The 16,020-nt window shown below is 70.3% G+C and carries 19 protein-coding genes; 6 read left to right on the top strand and 13 right to left on the bottom strand.

Annotated elements, in window-relative coordinates; translation table 11 throughout:
- Window positions 1-74: 74 nt before the first annotated feature.
- From AB0J80_RS32920 to AB0J80_RS32885, 8 genes are all read right to left on the bottom strand, one after another.
- The gene (locus AB0J80_RS32920) at window positions 75-533 is read right to left on the bottom strand and encodes a SitI3 family protein (protein WP_364712916.1); all 459 of its coding nucleotides are present in this window, start codon (window positions 531-533) and stop codon (window positions 75-77) included.
- A gap of 42 nt (window positions 534-575) precedes the next feature.
- Complete coding sequence (locus AB0J80_RS32915; protein WP_364712914.1) at window positions 576-1,721, bottom strand: hypothetical protein; 1,146 nt, start codon at window positions 1,719-1,721, stop codon at window positions 576-578.
- Between the two features lie 59 nt (window positions 1,722-1,780).
- Window positions 1,781-2,104, bottom strand: coding sequence for a type VII secretion target (locus AB0J80_RS32910; protein WP_364712911.1), 324 nt, complete (start codon window positions 2,102-2,104; stop codon window positions 1,781-1,783).
- Window positions 2,101-2,517: a YbaB/EbfC family nucleoid-associated protein gene (locus AB0J80_RS32905; RefSeq protein ID WP_364712909.1), complete on the bottom strand. Its 417-nt coding sequence runs from the start codon at window positions 2,515-2,517 to the stop codon at window positions 2,101-2,103. The genes AB0J80_RS32910 and AB0J80_RS32905 overlap by 4 nt, the downstream gene beginning before the upstream one ends.
- Window positions 2,518-2,592: 75 nt before the next feature.
- Window positions 2,593-3,294: a hypothetical protein gene (locus AB0J80_RS32900; protein WP_364712907.1), complete on the bottom strand. Its 702-nt coding sequence runs from the start codon at window positions 3,292-3,294 to the stop codon at window positions 2,593-2,595.
- Window positions 3,291-3,620, bottom strand: a complete 330-nt coding sequence (locus tag AB0J80_RS32895) for a hypothetical protein (RefSeq protein WP_364712905.1) — start codon at window positions 3,618-3,620, stop codon at window positions 3,291-3,293. Before AB0J80_RS32895 ends, AB0J80_RS32900 begins: the two co-directional genes overlap by 4 nt.
- A complete protein-coding gene (locus tag AB0J80_RS32890; protein ID WP_364712903.1) occupies window positions 3,620-4,039 on the bottom strand; it encodes a YbaB/EbfC family nucleoid-associated protein in 420 nt (139 codons plus the stop codon). Before AB0J80_RS32890 ends, AB0J80_RS32895 begins: the two co-directional genes overlap by 1 nt.
- A 46-nt stretch (window positions 4,040-4,085) precedes the next feature.
- Complete coding sequence (locus AB0J80_RS32885; RefSeq protein ID WP_364712900.1) at window positions 4,086-4,517, bottom strand: helix-turn-helix domain-containing protein; 432 nt, start codon at window positions 4,515-4,517, stop codon at window positions 4,086-4,088.
- A gap of 359 nt (window positions 4,518-4,876) precedes the next feature.
- Here AB0J80_RS32885 and AB0J80_RS32880 point away from each other — a divergent pair, with 359 nt between their 5' ends.
- The 3 genes from AB0J80_RS32880 to AB0J80_RS32870 are packed head-to-tail and all read left to right on the top strand — an operon-like array spanning window position 4,877 to window position 6,964.
- Window positions 4,877-5,416, top strand: a complete 540-nt coding sequence (locus AB0J80_RS32880) for a hypothetical protein (RefSeq protein ID WP_364712898.1) — start codon at window positions 4,877-4,879, stop codon at window positions 5,414-5,416.
- Complete coding sequence (locus tag AB0J80_RS32875; RefSeq protein ID WP_364712895.1) at window positions 5,409-6,533, top strand: MAB_1171c family putative transporter; 1,125 nt, start codon at window positions 5,409-5,411, stop codon at window positions 6,531-6,533. The genes AB0J80_RS32880 and AB0J80_RS32875 overlap by 8 nt, the downstream gene beginning before the upstream one ends.
- Entirely contained in the window at window positions 6,530-6,964 is a 435-nt protein-coding gene (locus AB0J80_RS32870; protein ID WP_364712892.1) for an NUDIX hydrolase, read from the top strand. The genes AB0J80_RS32875 and AB0J80_RS32870 overlap by 4 nt, the downstream gene beginning before the upstream one ends.
- Here the strand turns inward: AB0J80_RS32870 and AB0J80_RS32865 are convergent.
- The 5 genes from AB0J80_RS32865 to AB0J80_RS32845 all read right to left on the bottom strand — a co-directional run bounded on the left by AB0J80_RS32865 (window position 6,956) and on the right by AB0J80_RS32845 (window position 12,078).
- Window positions 6,956-8,194 (bottom strand): sigma-70 family RNA polymerase sigma factor, encoded by a 1,239-nt coding sequence (locus AB0J80_RS32865; RefSeq protein WP_364712889.1) that lies wholly within the window; start codon window positions 8,192-8,194, stop codon window positions 6,956-6,958. The genes AB0J80_RS32870 and AB0J80_RS32865 overlap by 9 nt on opposite strands.
- Window positions 8,191-8,517, bottom strand: a complete 327-nt coding sequence (locus AB0J80_RS32860) for a YciI family protein (protein WP_364712887.1) — start codon at window positions 8,515-8,517, stop codon at window positions 8,191-8,193. Before AB0J80_RS32860 ends, AB0J80_RS32865 begins: the two co-directional genes overlap by 4 nt.
- Before the next feature lie 13 nt (window positions 8,518-8,530).
- Window positions 8,531-8,935, bottom strand: coding sequence for a DoxX family protein (locus tag AB0J80_RS32855; protein WP_364712884.1), 405 nt, complete (start codon window positions 8,933-8,935; stop codon window positions 8,531-8,533).
- A gap of 66 nt (window positions 8,936-9,001) precedes the next feature.
- Window positions 9,002-10,777: a carbohydrate-binding module family 20 domain-containing protein gene (locus AB0J80_RS32850; protein ID WP_364712882.1), complete on the bottom strand. Its 1,776-nt coding sequence runs from the start codon at window positions 10,775-10,777 to the stop codon at window positions 9,002-9,004.
- Between the two features lie 248 nt (window positions 10,778-11,025).
- Window positions 11,026-12,078, bottom strand: coding sequence for a LacI family DNA-binding transcriptional regulator (locus AB0J80_RS32845; RefSeq protein WP_364712879.1), 1,053 nt, complete (start codon window positions 12,076-12,078; stop codon window positions 11,026-11,028).
- A 164-nt stretch (window positions 12,079-12,242) separates the two neighbouring features.
- On the opposite strand from AB0J80_RS32845, the gene AB0J80_RS32840 reads away from it, so the two are divergent.
- From AB0J80_RS32840 to AB0J80_RS32830, 3 genes are read left to right on the top strand one after another with little or no spacing between them, the layout of a single operon-like run.
- A complete protein-coding gene (locus tag AB0J80_RS32840) occupies window positions 12,243-13,484 on the top strand; it encodes a maltose ABC transporter substrate-binding protein (protein WP_364712877.1) in 1,242 nt (413 codons plus the stop codon).
- A complete protein-coding gene (locus AB0J80_RS32835) occupies window positions 13,484-15,073 on the top strand; it encodes an ABC transporter permease subunit (RefSeq protein ID WP_364712874.1) in 1,590 nt (529 codons plus the stop codon). Before AB0J80_RS32840 ends, AB0J80_RS32835 begins: the two co-directional genes overlap by 1 nt.
- Entirely contained in the window at window positions 15,070-15,912 is an 843-nt protein-coding gene (locus AB0J80_RS32830) for a sugar ABC transporter permease (RefSeq protein ID WP_364712871.1), read from the top strand. Before AB0J80_RS32835 ends, AB0J80_RS32830 begins: the two co-directional genes overlap by 4 nt.
- Window positions 15,913-16,020 lie beyond the last annotated feature (108 nt).

The raw sequence follows: 16,020 nt of genomic DNA, 5'->3' as shown, positions 1-16,020 counted from the left end.
GGCATAGCACTCCCGCTACGGCACCCGGGCGGCCGCGTCCAACACTTCGAGTGCTTCGAGCCTCCTCGGTCGGGTCAGAGCAGGGGCTGCGAGAGCTGAGCGACGCGGCGTCCGGTTCTGAGCGCCGACACCTCCGGCAGAGTGTCCCAGTCTTCCCAGTTGCTCGCGAAGACCGCTTCGCCGCCCACGCTCTGAAGCACGGCTTCCTCGCCGTTGAACAGCAGGACGCTGTCGGCGCCAGTGCGGTCGGTGATCGCCAGGAAGGCGCCAACCATGAGCGCCGTGTTGTGCTCCTCCAGCTCGCGCCTGGTGGCGGAGAACCGGAACCGGCACGTCAAGCGATGCGGAAACCGGAAGAGGCGGGGTGCTGCGGCCTCGTCCCCGGGTTCGACCCGATGCGCCCAAGCGCTCAAGCCTTCCCGCACCACGGTGCCATCCGACGCGAGGGACCCGCCCAGCGCGGCGGTCAGCGCGGACCGCAGCTCCTCCGTGGTCAGGTCGGCCGCGCTGTAGTAGGTGTACTCGGTCGCCATCGTCTTCCTTCGGCCTCGCTAGCAGTGTCCGGAATAGTGTCGTTAGGAGAACGGATAGAAGGGCAGAACCTTGCCGTCCTTGACCACGAGAATCTCCTTGAGTCCGTTGACCGGCTTCCGTTCGAGGACGCCGCGGATCTCGTCGAGCGACCGGGGGCAGTCGTCGAGGTTAAGCACCAGTCGATCTGCCTGCCCCTCCTTGACCTTGCCGCTCACCTCGTCCCGGATGTTGTCGAGATTCTTGGTGCTAGGGGAGTAGCAATCGAAATACTCGCCCTCGACCTTGTAGTCGGGCTCCTTGCCGTTCGGCTTCGGCGGCGGGTTCTGCTCCACGTCGAAGCCGTGTTCGGACAGCGCGTCCGCCGCCTCGTTCTCGCGCCGTAGCGGCCGGTCCTTCTTCTTCGTCGGATGCGCGTCGGTACGCCTGCCACGCGGCTTGCGACTCGGGTCCGGCTTCCCGGACGGGCTGGTCCGACCCGACCCTTTGGTACCGCGCAGACGGCTGAGCAGCTTCTTGAGCGCCTCGATCGCGGCGCTCATCCTGCCGGTCAGCGTCCTCAGGCGCATGAGACTGGACACCAGACCCCTGAGCCATTTGGCGATGCGAGCACCCCACGAAGCGCACAGTGTGCTCACCTGCTCGACCACCAGAGGGGTCGCCACCCCGAGGGAGAAGACCTCCTCCGCGGCGTAGGTGATCAGCCGGGACACCAGCACGGCGATCGCGTCGCGCACCATCATGCGGACGCCGGCGATGAGCACACCGGCGCCTTCGGTGATGGCTGCCATGGTCTGAGCCGCGGCGGCCATTCCCCCCACCGCATCCCGCTGCTGACCTGTCCAGGTGCGGTATGCATCGGCGGCGTTGCCGCTCCAGTCGGCGGTGTTCCACCGCACCGCACGATCGAGATCGGCGGCCCGGTCCTGCAGAGTCGAGGCCACATTCCGCCAGGTCTGGGCATGCGCGGCGATCTGACCGGGATCTCCGGCGAGCCAGTCCAACGCCTCCGACAGCGGCTTGACGTGCTCGATGATCCAGGCGACGCCGTACTGCAACAGGGAGCCGATCGGATCGGAGACGAAAGCGAGTGCGTCCAGTCCGGCCGAGACCGCGCCGATGGAGGCGTCGATCCAGCTGCCGCTCTCGACACCGGCCATGATCGCCTCGATGTCCTCGGCGATCCACACTCCTGCCCAAGGGCTGACGGGTCCGCCCGCGTCAGCTGCGACCAGCGGATTCGGAGTGGTCATCGGTCCCTCACCGAGTTCTTCAATCTCTCGGCTGCGCTGCGGTCGGCCTCGTCGTAGTCTGCCGCTACGGATCGAAGGGCGTCAGCCGTGTCATGGGCGGAAGCGGCTGCGGTCAAGATTCCGTCCACCATGAACTGCTGCAGACCATTCAGCATCACGGGAACAAGCTGGCAGACTTGGCCGTATGCCCCGGTGTCCGTCCGGACCGTTTCGGCGGCCTCAGCCGCTGTGGCGAGGCCGTCGCCGATGCCGTCCACTTCACGGGCATGCGTGACCAGAGCCGCCGCATCAACCTGGAATTCGCCGCCCGGCTGACTCACAGAATCGCTCCGGGTCCGCCTCGGTCGTCGATCGGAGCATCGACCGAGCCGAGCCGGTCCCTCATTGACCGCATCAGTGCCCGGCCAGTTTCGCTGTCCGCTCCGACGGTCTCGGCGGTCGCCTCGTCGAACTGCCGCAGCAGATCCGCCCTGGCGCGTCGCAGTGTCGCGAGTATCGCGCCGGCCGTGGTGGCTGCCGACTGGCGCCTGATGCCCTCGTCCAATCGCAGATCCGTGAGCTGTCCATTGCCGTTCACGGTGACCTGGACAAGGTGGTCAGCGCTGCGAGCGGAGGCCCCAAGCCCTTCAGTACGCCGCGCGAGCAACTGCGCCCGCTCTGCGCGGCGTTGGAATGCTTGCTCCCATTCGTCGATCCGTGCCGTTGCCTCGGCAGATGGCTCGTCATCGAACATCGGAATCCTCGCGTTCGGTAAGGCAGATCAGATATCCGGCAGGGCGCCCCGGTCGGGATGTCCAGGGTCGGAGGATCAACCGTTCAACAGGCGGGTCAGGTTGGTGAGGCTGGTGACCAGCGCGGTGGTGTACGTCAGGATCCGGCCCGCCCACTTGACCACCGCCGCGACGATCTGTTCGGCGATGACGGGGATCGTGACCACGAAGATCGCTTCGGCGGCCCAGACGATGACGCGGGCGACCAGGTCGGCGATCAGGTCGCGGACGATGTCCCGGGTGAACTGGACGAGGTTGCCCGCGGCCTCGGTCGCCGCCGCCATGGCTGCCGCGACCGCGCCCAGGCCGCCGATCGCGTCGACGTTGTGGCCCATCAGGTTCGTGTAGGCCTCGGCCGCTCGGCCCTGCCAGTCGGGGAGGTCGCCGTTGAGGTGTCCCTGCAGGGTGGCGGCCATGTCGCTCAGCTCGGCGGCCATGTTCCGCCAGGTCGCCGCGTGGGACGCGACCACGTCGGGCATGCCGGTGAGCTCGTCGAGCATCGAGCGCAGCGGCTCGAAGTACTCCATCGCCCAGCCGAGGCCGTTCGCCAGCAGCGCGCTGAGCGGGTCGAGGGCTGTCGCCGCCACCTCGACCGCGAAAGCGCCGCCGGCGAGCGCGCCGTCGACCCAGCCTCCGCTCTCGATCGCGCTGACCAGGCCCTGGAAGCTGTCGGCCAGAGCCGCGCCGGTCCACGGTTCGCGGGTGGAGACGACGTCGGCGACCAGCGATCCGTCGCTCATCGCGGATCTCCGCGGAGGGCGCTGCCGGCTTTGCGGATGGCGTCGGCGGCGCCGGCGTCGACATCCTCGTACGCGCCGGCCACCGCGGCCAGCTCGTCCGCCGCGATGGCGAGGTTCTCCTCCACGTACGCGACGAGGCTGTCCTGGCGCTGGTGCCGTCCTTCGAGCACCGCGGGCAGCCAGCTGCACAGCAGCCCGTACGCCCCGTCGTCCTGGGCGATGTGGGCGCTCGCCGCCCGGATCGCGGCGAAGCGGGCGCGAACCTCCTCGAGGTTGCCGGCGTGGCGGCGGATCTGGGCGGCGTCGGCGAGGAATCCTTCGGACATCAGGACCACTCGGGCCGGTCGCCGGGAGCGGTGTCGCGCAGGCGGTCGCCGACCTGGGCCGCGATCGCCCGGGCGGCCGGGGAGTCGGTGCCCACCGTCTCGGCGATGATCTCCTGGGCCCGGTCCGCGGTGCGCAGCCGGGCCGCGCGGATCGTCGCCATGATGGTGCGCGCCACCACGTCGGGTTCGACCTGCTGGATGCGGCGGCCGAGGTGGATGTCCACCAGCGCTCCCTGGGCGTCGACGGTGACCTCGACCATGCGGTTGTCGTCGGCGGCGGTGACGCGTAGCTCGCCGAGGCGGTCGCTCATCGCCTTCGTGTCGGTGGCGAGCCGGTCGATCCGGTCCTTCCAGGCCGCCATCCGCTCGACCGCCTCGCCGGGCTCCAGCAGAGGACTCGCGCCTCCTGACAGGTCCATGTCACCCCCGTACGACGGCTGCTGTGAGGGGCCATCATAGGCCCGCTCAGGCTTTGCCGTCGTCCGGAGCCTTGCCGTGCTGCATCTCGCTGATCTCGGTGACGATGCGGGCCACGGACCGGCGGGTCGCGTCGTCCATGCGCAGCGCCCGCAGGGCGATCTCCCGGACGTCGGCGTCGCGCAGGGCGGCGGCGAGGGCGAGCTGCGAGTTGACGCTGTCGAGCACCTCGTCGGAGAAGAAGTAGGCGACGGGGACGCCGAAGAACGCCGCCAGCGCCTCGAGGTGCCGCTTGGTGGGGTTGTCGCGCTGGCCGGTGCGCAGCTGCCAGACGTACGTCTTGGAGAACGTGCCCACCGTCAGGGCTTCGCAGCCGCGCGCCACCTCGTCGTAGCTGTACTCGCGGCCGTGCGGCTGGACCGACTTGAACAGATGGTCGATTCGCTGTGCCAGCGAGCCGCCCTTCGCTTCCGCCGCCACGGTGACTCCCTGCGTTCGCTGTCGTGGACGTTGCTCCTGCGGTGGCACCGTAGCATTTCGGTTGACACGCGAAGGCGTCTCGCTATTGTGGACGGCAGTCGTCAACTGGTGTGGACGGAATCGCCCACCGCCCGGGGCCGGGCGGCGCCAGCCACCCCTGTGGCGCGCCGACCGGCATCGGCAACACGGGGGTGTCCGATGGGGTCGGCGCGCCGCAGGGGTCGATTGTCCGCTGTGAATCCCTGCTGTAGGGTGAGCGTCGATGTAGCCGACTCCTTCCCCCGTGGGAGCCGGCTACATCTTTTCCCCGCGCAGGACGAGAGCCCATCACCCTTCAGGTTGGGACGAGGCTGACGACCATGGTCCTCCCGTCGCGGCGGTTCCGGCGACTGCGGCGACACTGCGCCTCGCGGCTGGCGGCGCTCGAGCTGCCGGCGACGGCCGATCTCACCGTTCTCTGCGAGCACCTGGCGCGGCGCCGGGGACGGCCGATCCGCCTGCTGCCGATGCCGCTGTCCGAGGCGCGGCCGTGCGGTCTCTGGCTCGCACTGCCCGATGTGGACCTCATCGCGTACGAGTCCGGCACGAACCGGCTGCACCAGGAGCACATCGTCGCGCACGAGCTCGCTCATCTGATCTGCGGCCACGCCAACCTCTCCGGCGGCCCGGGACTCGACACCCGGGCGCTGTTCCCCGACCTCGACCCGAAGCTCGTACGGGCGTTGCTGCAACGCAGTCACTACTCCGACGACCAGGAACAGGAAGCCGAAGTCATGGCATCGATGCTGTTGAGCCGGTTGAGCCGCCCGCCGGCTGCTCCCGACGGTCCGGCCGGGGTCACGTCCCGGCTCGCCCAGGCGCTCCTGCCGCCGCGGCGCGGAGGGCGTACCGATGCATGATCTGGTCTATGGAGCCGGCGCCCTGGCGAGCTGGATCGCGTTCGTCTACAAGATGAACCACCTGCGCCGCGACTGGGCGAACCCGGCACTGCGGGCGATGTGCGCGGCGTTCGGGTTCTCCGCGGTGGCGTTCACCCTGACCGTGGGCCCGGTCTACCAGCCGGTGGACGCCGCCCTCGGCGTGCCCAACCTGACGAAGTTGTTCGTGCACGCCTTCATGGTGCTGTTCAGCGTCTTCGTGCTGCAGTTGCTGGCGTTCTGGCAGTGGCCGGCGCGGCGGGCGCGGGGGCGGGCCCGCGGGGTCATGGTCCTGGGCCTCGTCGTGGTGGCGGCGATGGCGGCGCTGATCCTGCTGGCGCCGGTGCACGACCGGTACACGGTGGACTTCTGGAAGACCCACGCGGGCCGGACGTCGATGCTGTGGTACCTGACCATCTTCCTCGTGGCGCTCAGCGTCGGGCTCGTGGCGATCACCTACCGCGCGTGGCGGTTCTCCGGGCTCGCCGGCCCGTTGCCATGGCTGCGGCGCGGGTTGCGGCTGACCACGGCCGGCGCGCTGGTCAGCTTCGGCTACTGCGCCTGCCGCGGCGCCTATCTCATCCTGCTCGGCGCGGGGGTCCGGGTCGATGCGCTCGTCGACATCGCCATGCCGTTCGCCGGCCTGGGCCAGGTGCTGTTCGTCGCCGGGCTGACGATGCCGAGCTGGGGGCCGCAGACCCGGGTCGACCAGCTCGCCGCGTACCGGGCGCTGGAGCCGCTGTGGTCGGCGCTGCGGGCGGCGTTCCCGGACATCGCCCTGCACTCGCCGGCCCGGGGCGAGGCGGCCGCCGTCGGCGACCTCGACTACCGTCTTTACCGGCGGATGGTGGAGATCTGGGACGGGCAGCTCGCGCTGCGGCCGTACCGTGCCGAAGCCGAAAGCGAACCGGGCGACGCCGACGCCGACGCCGAGGCCCGGTCCATCCTCGCGGCGCTGCACTGCCGCGCCGACGGCGCACCGCCCACCGGTACGGGCCCGGCGCCCGGTGAGGTGGACGGGAGCCTCGACTGGCTCGTCGCCGTCAGCCGCTCGTACGCCCGGATCGCCCCCGCACACGAAGCTGGAGCAGCAGTGTGACCGAGCCCGAGCCCGCCCGCCCGCGCGTCTCGTCGGGCGCCCTGTTCAGCGACGACGAGGGCCGCGTCCTGCTGGTCGACCCCACCTACAAGGACTTCTGGAACCTGCCGGGCGGTGGGGTCGACGCCGGTGAGACCCCGTTGCAGGCGTGCGTGCGCGAGGTGCGCGAGGAGCTGGGCCTGACCCCGCCGATCGGCCGGCTGCTGGTGACGGCCTGGACGCCGGCGAAGCTCTACTTCGTCTTCGACGGCGGCGTCCTGCCGGCGGATCAGCGGGCGGCCATCACGCTGAGCCCCGGCGAGCTCGCCGACCACGCGTTCGTGACGGCCGAGCAGGCCCGCCCCATGCTCTCCACCGCCCAGTGGGGCCTGATGAGCGAGGTCCTCCGCGCGCGGACCGACGGCACCACGCGCTACGTCGAACTAGGGTGACCTCAGCTCGTCCCGGCGGCGCGTCAGATATGCGATCTGCGCGGAGTTGCCGGCGAGGTAGATGGCTTCGTCGTACGCCGTGCGGGCCTCTTCGTCGCGTCCCATCCGGCGCAGCAGCTCGGCCCGGGTCGCGTGGAAGGCGTGGTAGCCGGCGAGCCGGCCCTTCAGCCGGTCGACCGTGGCCAGCGCCACCTGCGGGCCGTCGAGCTCGGCGACCGCCACGGCGCGGTTGAGGGCGACGACCGGCGAGGGGTCGAGGCGGACGAGCTGATCGTAGAGAGCGCGGATCTGCGACCAGTCGGTGTCGCGGACGTCGCGCGCGTACGTGTGGACGGCGTTGACGGCGGCAAGGATCTGATAGCGGCCCGGGGCGGCTCCGGTGGCCAGGCGCTCACGCACCAGCCGATGGCCCTCGGCGATCAGAGCGGCGTCCCAGACGCCGCGGTCCTGGTCGGGGAGGGGCACCAGCTCGCCGCTCGCCGAGACGCGCGCGCCGCGGCGGGCCTCGGTGAGCAGCATCAGCGCCAGCAGCCCGGCCACCTCACCGTCGCCGGGCAGGAGGGTGCGGAGCAGGCGGGTCAGCCGGATCGCCTCGGCGGTGAGGTCGTGGCGCAGGGGAGAGGTGCCGGGACCGGTCGCCAGGTAGCCCTCGTTGAACACGAGGAACAGGACCGCGAGGACGCCGGACACGCGCGCCGGGAGGTCCTCCGCGGCCGGCACCCGGTAGGGGATCCGAGCGGCCTTGATCTTGGCCTTGGCCCGGGTGATGCGCTGCCCCATGGCGGACTCCTGGACCAGGAAGGCGCGGGCGATCTCCGCCACGGTCAGGCCGGCGACCATCCGCAGGGTCAGCGCCACCCGGGTCTCCATCGCGAGTGCCGGGTGGCAGCACGTGAAGATCAGCCGGAGCCGCTCGTCGTCGACAGCGCCGGTCGGCTCGGGCGGGCCGTCGTCGTACACCAGAACCGCCTGGCGCTGCTTGTCCTCGCGCTTGTTCTCCCGCCTGATCCGGTCGATGGCCCTGCGGGTGGCGGTGGTGGTCAGCCAGGCGCCGGGGCTGGGCGGCACGCCGTCGGCCGGCCACCGCTCGACCGCGGTGGCGAACGCCTCGGCCGCCGCCTCCTCGGCGACGTCGAGGTCGCCGAACCGCCTGGTGAGGGCGGCGACCACCCGAGCCCACTCCTCATGGTGCGCCCGGGTGACCGCCTCCCGCGCGTTCACCTCGTTCACAGGATCTGCCGCACCTCGACCTTGCGGTTGCAGTGCTTCGAGCCCTCGGCCGCGAGCCGGAGCGCCGCCTCCCGGTCGGGCGCCTCGAGGACCCAGAAGCCGGCGAAGTGCTCCTTCGACTCGACGAACGGCCCGTCGGTGACCAGCGGCTCCCCGCCCCGGTTGTCGATGACCGCGGCGGAGGCGGGCTCGGCCAGGCCGGCGGCGAAGACCCAGTGGCCCTCCGCCTGGAGCCGGTCGTTGAACGCGTCGATGGCTGCCGCCTCCTCCGGGGAGGCAAGGCGGGTCGTGTCGTCGGCGATGACGGATACCAGGTACTGCATCTGTCGGATTCTGTCACCGCTTGAGGAGCCGGGTGAACGAGTCCCGGCGGCCCCAGGCGAGAACCACGAAGAGCACGAACAGCACCACCGGCGTGAGCACCAGCGCGCCGCCGTGCAGGATGACCGCCTGGGTGACCGCGGCCCCCACCATGAGCAGCGCCAGCCCGGCCGCGGCCGCTCCGGCGAGGCGCGGCACGAGCAGGCCGATGCCGCCGGCCAGCTCGACCAGGCCGATGAAGTAGCGGAACCATGGGGCGGCGCCCATGTCCTCGAAGGTCTGCACCGCGTACGCCTCGCCGAAGAGCTTGGGGCCCGCGGACGCGACGATGAAGAACGCGGCGAGGAGCACCTGGAGCACCCACAGCGTGCGGTGCAGGCCACGAGCGCGCGGTGCGGGGGTGGTGTCGATGATTGTCATGACGGGAAGACTCGCCGGGCCGGCCGAACTCATCGGCCGGCCCGGAACTTTCTTCGAACGCCCGGCTCAGCGCCAGGAGTCGGTCCAGGTCGCGCTGCACGGCGACGCCGAGGGCGTGGTCCGGGTGCGGTCGGGGTCGCTCTCCCAGATGACCGTCGAGCCCTCCTTCTTGATGTACTTGTACTGCACCGCCGTGGTGCCCGGCAGCGGCACGGTCGCCGTCCACACCGGGTACGACGCGGAGGACAGCGCCACCGCGGACGCCGGGTTCCAGTTGCCGAGCGCCGCGGTGTTGCCCGTGACGTAGACGTTCTGGCCCCAGGTGGTCGTGACGGTCGCGGCGAAGGAGACCGAGGCGGACGAGCAGCCGGGGTTGCCGGTGCCGCGGGCGTTGATGTGCAGGGCCAGCGCGGAGTTTCCGGCCACGGTGGCGGTGAGCTGGCCGGCGGCGTTCACCGCGTACGCCGGCCCCGAGCACGAGCCGTTCGCGAAGTCCCCGGCCATCACGTCGCAGTAGGTGCCGGCCGGCAGCGAGGTCTGGAAGGTGCGGGTCAGCGCGGAGCCGGAGCGGTTGAACGCCACGTACGCCGCGCTGCCGCGCCCGAACGCGATCTGGTTCGAGCCGTTGCTCCACCAGTTGGTGACCGCGGCGCTCGCGGCGGCGTTGCGCAGCGCCACCATGTTCGCCGTGGTGCGGGCGCGGTGCTCGCACTGCCAGCCGTTGCCGCAGCTCACGGCGTTGGTGGTGCCGTTGGTCGCGGCGGGCGGACCCGCCTGCGGGTCGGTGAAGGTGAAGCTCGACATGACCTGCGGGACACCGTACGGCCAGGCGATCATGAACGCCTCGGCGAGCGCGTACGCGGCGCCGTCCTTGTAGGTCAGCTTCGCGCGGCCGTTGCGCTGGGTGTCGTGGTTGTCCACGAACGCCACCGCGTCGCCGGAAGCGAGGCGCATCTGGGAGGCCAGGTTGGTGAGGTTGGCGAGGTTACCGTCCTTGAAAGCCCCGCCGACGACGTCGCCGTAGCGGAACTCGGTGACGTCGCCCGTGCCGGTGTACTCCTCGGGCGACGGCTCGCCGCTGCCGCCCTCGATGACCTCGCTGTAGACGTACGGGTCGCCGGTGACCGGGTCGACGATCGCGGCGAGGTCGGCGGCCGGCAGGTGCTTCGCCGCGTCGACCCGGAAGCCGTCGACACCCAGGGACACCAGGTCGTTCAGGTACGCGGTGAGCTTGCCGCGCACGTACGAGGACTCGGTCTTGAGGTCGGACAGGTCGACCAGCTCGCAGTTCTGGACCTCCCAGCGGTCGCCCCAGTTCACGATGTCATCGTTGCCGTTGCGGCCGCAGTGGTGGAAGTCGCCGCTGCCGTACGGGACGGAGGGGTACGCGTACTGCGAGTACGTCGAGCCGCCGCTGCCGTTGCCGGTCGAGGAACCGCCGGCCATGTGGTTCACCACCGCGTCGACGTAGATCTTCACCCCGGCGGCGTGGCAGGTCCGCACCATGGCCGCGAACGCGCTGCGGTCACCGCGGCGGCTGGTGAGCTGGTAGCTGACCGGCTGGTAGTCCTGCCACCACGGGTGGCCCCTGGCCGGCAGGACGACGTGTTCCTGGGGCGGCGAGACCTGCACGCCACCGAAACCCTTGGGGCCGAGGACGGTCGTGCACTCGTTCGCGACCGACGCCGAGGGCCATTCGAAGAGGTGCACGATGACGTCCTTGGTGCCGGGGGAGGCCGTGGAGGCCTGCGCCTGGTCACCGTGGCGAACGACGCCCACGGCGAGCAGGCTCGCGGCGAGCAGGGTGGTCACCGCGGCGGCGGCGACCGGACGGATACGCATGGCGTGCCTCCAGGGACGCGGGAGTGGGTGAAACTCCTTGCGCAAGTGGAGGAAAGTTAGCAGCGTGTTTCAGCATCGTAAAGAGAAAGGTCTCGATGCGCTGGGGCGTGATGCCCGAAATGCTCGGTTTCGCTTACAGTGAGGTTTACTTACCGGGACCGAGGTCCTCCGAAAGTCCCAGGCAGCAGCAGCGGGCCTTCATCGGAAGGCCCGCAACAACTTTCAAAGATCGATTTAACAGGTTCGTCTTACGCCGCGGAAAACTTCATACTCTCCGGGCCGTGGTCACTCTTGTTGATGGCCGTGGAGCCGCGGACCACCAGCTCGGGCGGGAAGACGTACTCCGAGCGGGGCGCCCCGTGCCCGTTGATCTCGTCCACGAGCTGGCGGATGGCGGCGTTGCCCATGGCGGACACCGGCTGCCGCAGGGTGGTCAGCGGCGGGTCGGTGAAGGCGATCAGCGGTGAGTCGTCGAAGCCGACCACCGACACGTCCCGCGGAACGCTCAGGCCGCGCCGGCGCGCCGCCCGGATGGCGCCCAGGGCCATCAGGTCCGAACCGCAGACGATGCCCGTGACCCCCCGGGCGAGCAGCTGGCCGGCGGCCACCTCGCCACCCTCGACGCCGAACAGTGTCAACGCGACCATCTCGTCGAGATCCCGGTCGCGCAGGCCGAGCTCGCGGCGCATGGCCGTACGGTATCCGTCGAGCTTGCGCTGCACATTGAGGAACCGGTCCGGGCCGGAGATGAAGCCGATGCGCTGATGCCCGAGCGCGACGAGGTGGTTGACCGCGAGCTCCCCGGCGAGCCGGTCGTCGCAGGAGATGAACGGGGCGTCGAGGCCCTCGGCGAAGCCGTTGATGAGCACGATCGGCAGTGGCCGGTCCACCAGGCGCCGGTAGCGGTCGTGGTCCATGGTGGTGTCGGCGTGCAGGCCGGAGACGAACACGATGCCTGACACCTGCCGGTCGAGCAGCATCTCCACGTACTCGTCCTCGGTCACGCCGCCCGGCGTCTGGGTGCACAGCACGGGCGTGAAGCCGGACTGCGACAGTGCCGACTCGATCGTCTGGGCGAAGGCCGGGAAGATCGGGTTCTCCAGTTCCGGCACGATCAGGCCGACGAGTCCCGCACTGCGTTTGCGCAGTCTTTCGGGGCGTTCGTAGCCCAGGACGTCGAGGGCGGTCAGGACCGCCTGCCGGGTGTCGGCGGACACGCCGGGCCGGTCATTGAGCACCCGCGACACCGTCGCCTCGCTGACCTCGGCCTGGCGCGCGATATCGGAGAGTCGTGCGCGCATGGGCGTCACTTTAGACCTTGGAAGTTCTTGCGGAACACTTGCAAGGTCTTCCATTCGCCGAAACTCCTTGCTAACGTCCCGGCAACGTGCTCCTCGGGCACCTTTCTCCCCTCGAACCCACTCTGTGCAGCGGGCGGCCCCGTGCTGCCCAATAGGAGTAGAACATGCGCATTCGTGCCATAACGGCGGTCGCCCTGATCGCCCTCGCCGCCGGGTGCAGCGGCACCGACGACACCCCCACGACCGCCGGCTCGGCGGCACCGGCCGCGGGCGGCAAGCTCGTGATCTGGGGCGACGACAAGCGCGCCGCCGCCCTCAAGCCCTTCGCCGACCGGTTCGGGCAGGAGAACGGCGTCACCGTCGAGGTCCAGGCCATCTCCAAGGACCAGCAGACCACCTTCGTCACCGCCTCCCAGCAGGGCAGCGGCCCCGACGTGATGGTCGGCGCGCACGACTGGATCGGCAACCTCGTGCAGAACGGCGCCATCGACCCGGTCCAGCTCACCGCCGAGCAGCAGCAGGGCATCGCGCCCAACGCGCTCAAGGCGGTCACCTTCAACGGCCAGACCTACGGCGTGCCGTACGCGACCGAGAACCTCGCCCTGATCCGCAACACCAAGCTCGCCCCCGAGGCACCCGCCACCGTCGAGGACCTCGTCAAGACCGGGCAGAAGCTCAAGGCGGAGAAGAAGGCGAGCGAGATCCTCTGCCTGCAGGTCGGCCAGAACGGCGACGCGTACCACCTCTACCCGTTCTTCACCTCGGCCGGCGGCTACCTGTTCGGCCGCGCCGCCAACGGCGACTACGACAAGAAGGACCTCGGCGTCGGCAAGCCCGAGTCGATCGCGGCGTTCCAGAAGATCGCCGGACTGGGCGAGAAGGGCGACGGCGCGCTCAAGCGCTCCATCACCGTCGAGAACTCCATCGCCACGTTCACCGCCGGCAAGTGCGCCTTCCTGGTCTCCGGACCGTGGGCGATCACCGACGCCAAGAAGGCCAAGATCGCGTACGACATCTCGCCCGTACCCGGCTTCGCGGGCGGCAAGCCCGCCCAGCCGTTCCTCGGTGTGCAGACCTTCTACGTGGCCGCCAAGGGCAAGAACAAGGCCCTGGCCCAGGAGTTCGTCACCAACTACGTCACCACGCCCGAGCTCGCCGTCGCCCTCTACCAGGCCGAACCCCGGCCGCCGGCGCTGACCGCCGCCTTCGACCAGGTCAAGGGCGCCGACCCGGACCTCGCCAAGTTCCTCGATGCCGGCAAGAACGCCGTCCCGCTGCCCGCGATCCCCGAGATGGCGACCATCTGGGACCCGTTCGGCAAGGCCGAGTCCGCCGTCGTCGGCGGCGCCGACCCGAAGACCGCCCTGACCGCGGCCGCGAAGACCATCTCCGGACAGATCAAGTAATGACCGCGCTCCTCGAACGGGAGACCGCTCCGGCCCAGGCCCCCCGGCCCGGCCGGAGCGGCTCCCGCGGCCGGCTCCTCACCATCCTGCTGCTCGGCCTCACCGCCGCCATCGCGCTGTGGGCGGCCTTCCCCCTGGTCGAGCAGCGGCAGTGGGCCGGCCTCGCGATCCTCGTCGCGGCCACGGCCGGGCTGTTCTACCTGTACGCCGGACCGCGGCACATACCCGCCAAGTACCTCGTGCCCGGCACCCTGTTCCTCGTCGTGTTCCAGCTGTTCCCGGTCCTCTACACGGCCTCGACCGCGTTCACGAACTTCAGCGACGGGCACCGCGGCGACAAGCAGGACGCCGTCGTGGCCATCCAGACCGCCTCGGTCACCCGGGTGCCCGGATCCGCCGAGTACGCGCTGACCGTCGCCACCACCGGCGACCCGGCCACCGGCCCGCTCACCTTCCTCGTCACCGACCCCGCCACCGGTAAGGTCTCCGCCGGCACCACCGACGGGCTCAAGGACCTGCCCTCCGGCGGCGCGTCCGTGAACGCCGCCGGACGGGTGACCGCCGCCGCCGGCTACACGATCCTCAACGGCGGCCAGGCCAGCGCCCGCAGCCGCGAGATCACCGACCTGGCCGTGCCCACCCCGGGCGGCGCGATCCGCTCCCAGGGGCTGTCGCGCGCGTACGAAGGGAAGGCCGGGCGCGCGTACGACGCCGGGTGCGACTGCATCCGCGAGGCGGCCACCGGGAAGACCTGGACCGCCGACGAGTCCGCGGGCGCGTTCGTCGCCGCGGACGGCGAACGGCTGGCGCAGGGCTGGAAGGTCGGCGTGGGGCTCGCCAACTTCACCCGGCTCGTCACCGATCCGGCGATCTCCGGGCCGTTCGCCCGTACCCTCGTCTGGAACCTGCTCTTCGCCCTCGCCTCGACCGGCGGCACGTTCGTGCTCGGCCTCGTCTGCGCGCTCGCCCTGCACTCGCCGCGGGTCCGGGGGCGGCGGCTCTACCGCACGCTGCTGGTGCTGCCGTACGCGATGCCGTCCTTCGCCATGCTGCTGGTCTGGCGCGACATGTTCAACACCGACTTCGGCCTGATCAACAACCTGTTCGGGCTCGACGTCGACTGGTTCGGCGGCGCCACCACCGCGAGGATCGCGGTGATCCTGGTGCAGCTGTGGCTGGGCTACCCGTACATGTTCCTCGTCGCGACGGGAGCGCTGCAGGCGATCCCGGCCGAGCTCACCGAGGCGTCCCGGCTCGACGGCGCATCGGCGTGGCAGTCGCTGCGCCGGGTCACCCTGCCGCTGCTGCTCGTCGCCCTCACCCCGCTGCTGATCTCGTCGTTCGCGTTCAACTTCAACAACTTCAACGCGATCTACCTGACCACCGACGGGGCGCCGTTCGCCGCCGACAACCCCGCGAACGGGGCCACCGACCTGCTCATCACCTACACCTACCGGCTGGCCTTCGGTGGCTCCGGCGCCCAGTACGGCTTCGCCGCCGCGGTGTCCATCTTCATCTTCGTCATCGTCGCGGTGATCTCGGCGGTCAGCTTCCGCCGTACCCGCCGCCAGGAAGAGGTCTACGCATGACGTGGCTGACGCGGGTGGGGTGGCGGCACGCGGTGGCCGTCCTCGCCCTCATCTTCTCGCTGTTCCCGATCGTCTTCGTGGTGTCGGCCGCCCTCAACCCCCTCGGCACCCTGTCGTCGACGTCGGTGGTGCCGACCGGCGCGTCCCTCGACAACGTCACGCGGCTGCTCACCGAGACCCGCTTCCCGCGCTGGTTCCTCAACTCCGTGCTGGTGGCCGGTGTGTCGGCGGCGGCGTCGGTGTTCCTGTCGGCGCTGGCCGCGTACGCGTTCAGCCGCATGCGTTTCCGCGGCCGCCGGACCGGCCTCCTGGCCCTGCTGCTCATTCAGATGTTCCCGCAGTTCCTGGCGATCGTGGCTATCTTCCTGATGTTCTCCACCATCACCGACCTGTGGCCGGCGATCGGCTTCAACCAGGCGTCGGGCCTGATCCTGCTGTACCTCGGTGGCGCGCTCGGCGTGAACACCTGGCTGATGAAAGGCTTCTTCGACACCGTGCCCCGGGAACTGGACGAGTCGGCCACCATGGACGGCGCCTCGCACGCCCAGACCTTCTTCCGGATCCTGCTGCCGCTGGTGGCGCCGATCCTGGCGGTCACGGCCCTGCTCGCGTTCATCGGCACCATCAACGAGTTCCTGATCGCCAACGTCTTCCTCACCGACACTGGCGCCAAAACCCTCTCGGTCGGCATGTACGGCCTGGTGGCCGGCGAACGCAACAACAACTTCGGCATGTTCTGCGCGGGGACGCTGCTGACCGCCGTACCGACCGTCCTCGTCTTCCAGATCCTGCAGCGCTACATCGTCACCGGCCTCACCGCCGGCGCCGTGAAGGGGTGATCCACGGAAAACTGGGCACAAGAAGCCCATGCCAGAGTGGTTGCAAGCCGGAGGATGGGGACTGCTGGCGGGCTCCGCCCTGCTCATCGGGGCAGCCGTGGGTTACCT

The sequence above is a fragment of the Actinoplanes sp. NPDC049548 genome (assembly GCF_040676695.1).
Lineage (GTDB): Bacteria > Actinomycetota > Actinomycetes > Mycobacteriales > Micromonosporaceae > Actinoplanes.
This window is presented reverse-complemented; position numbering and strand designations above follow the sequence as displayed.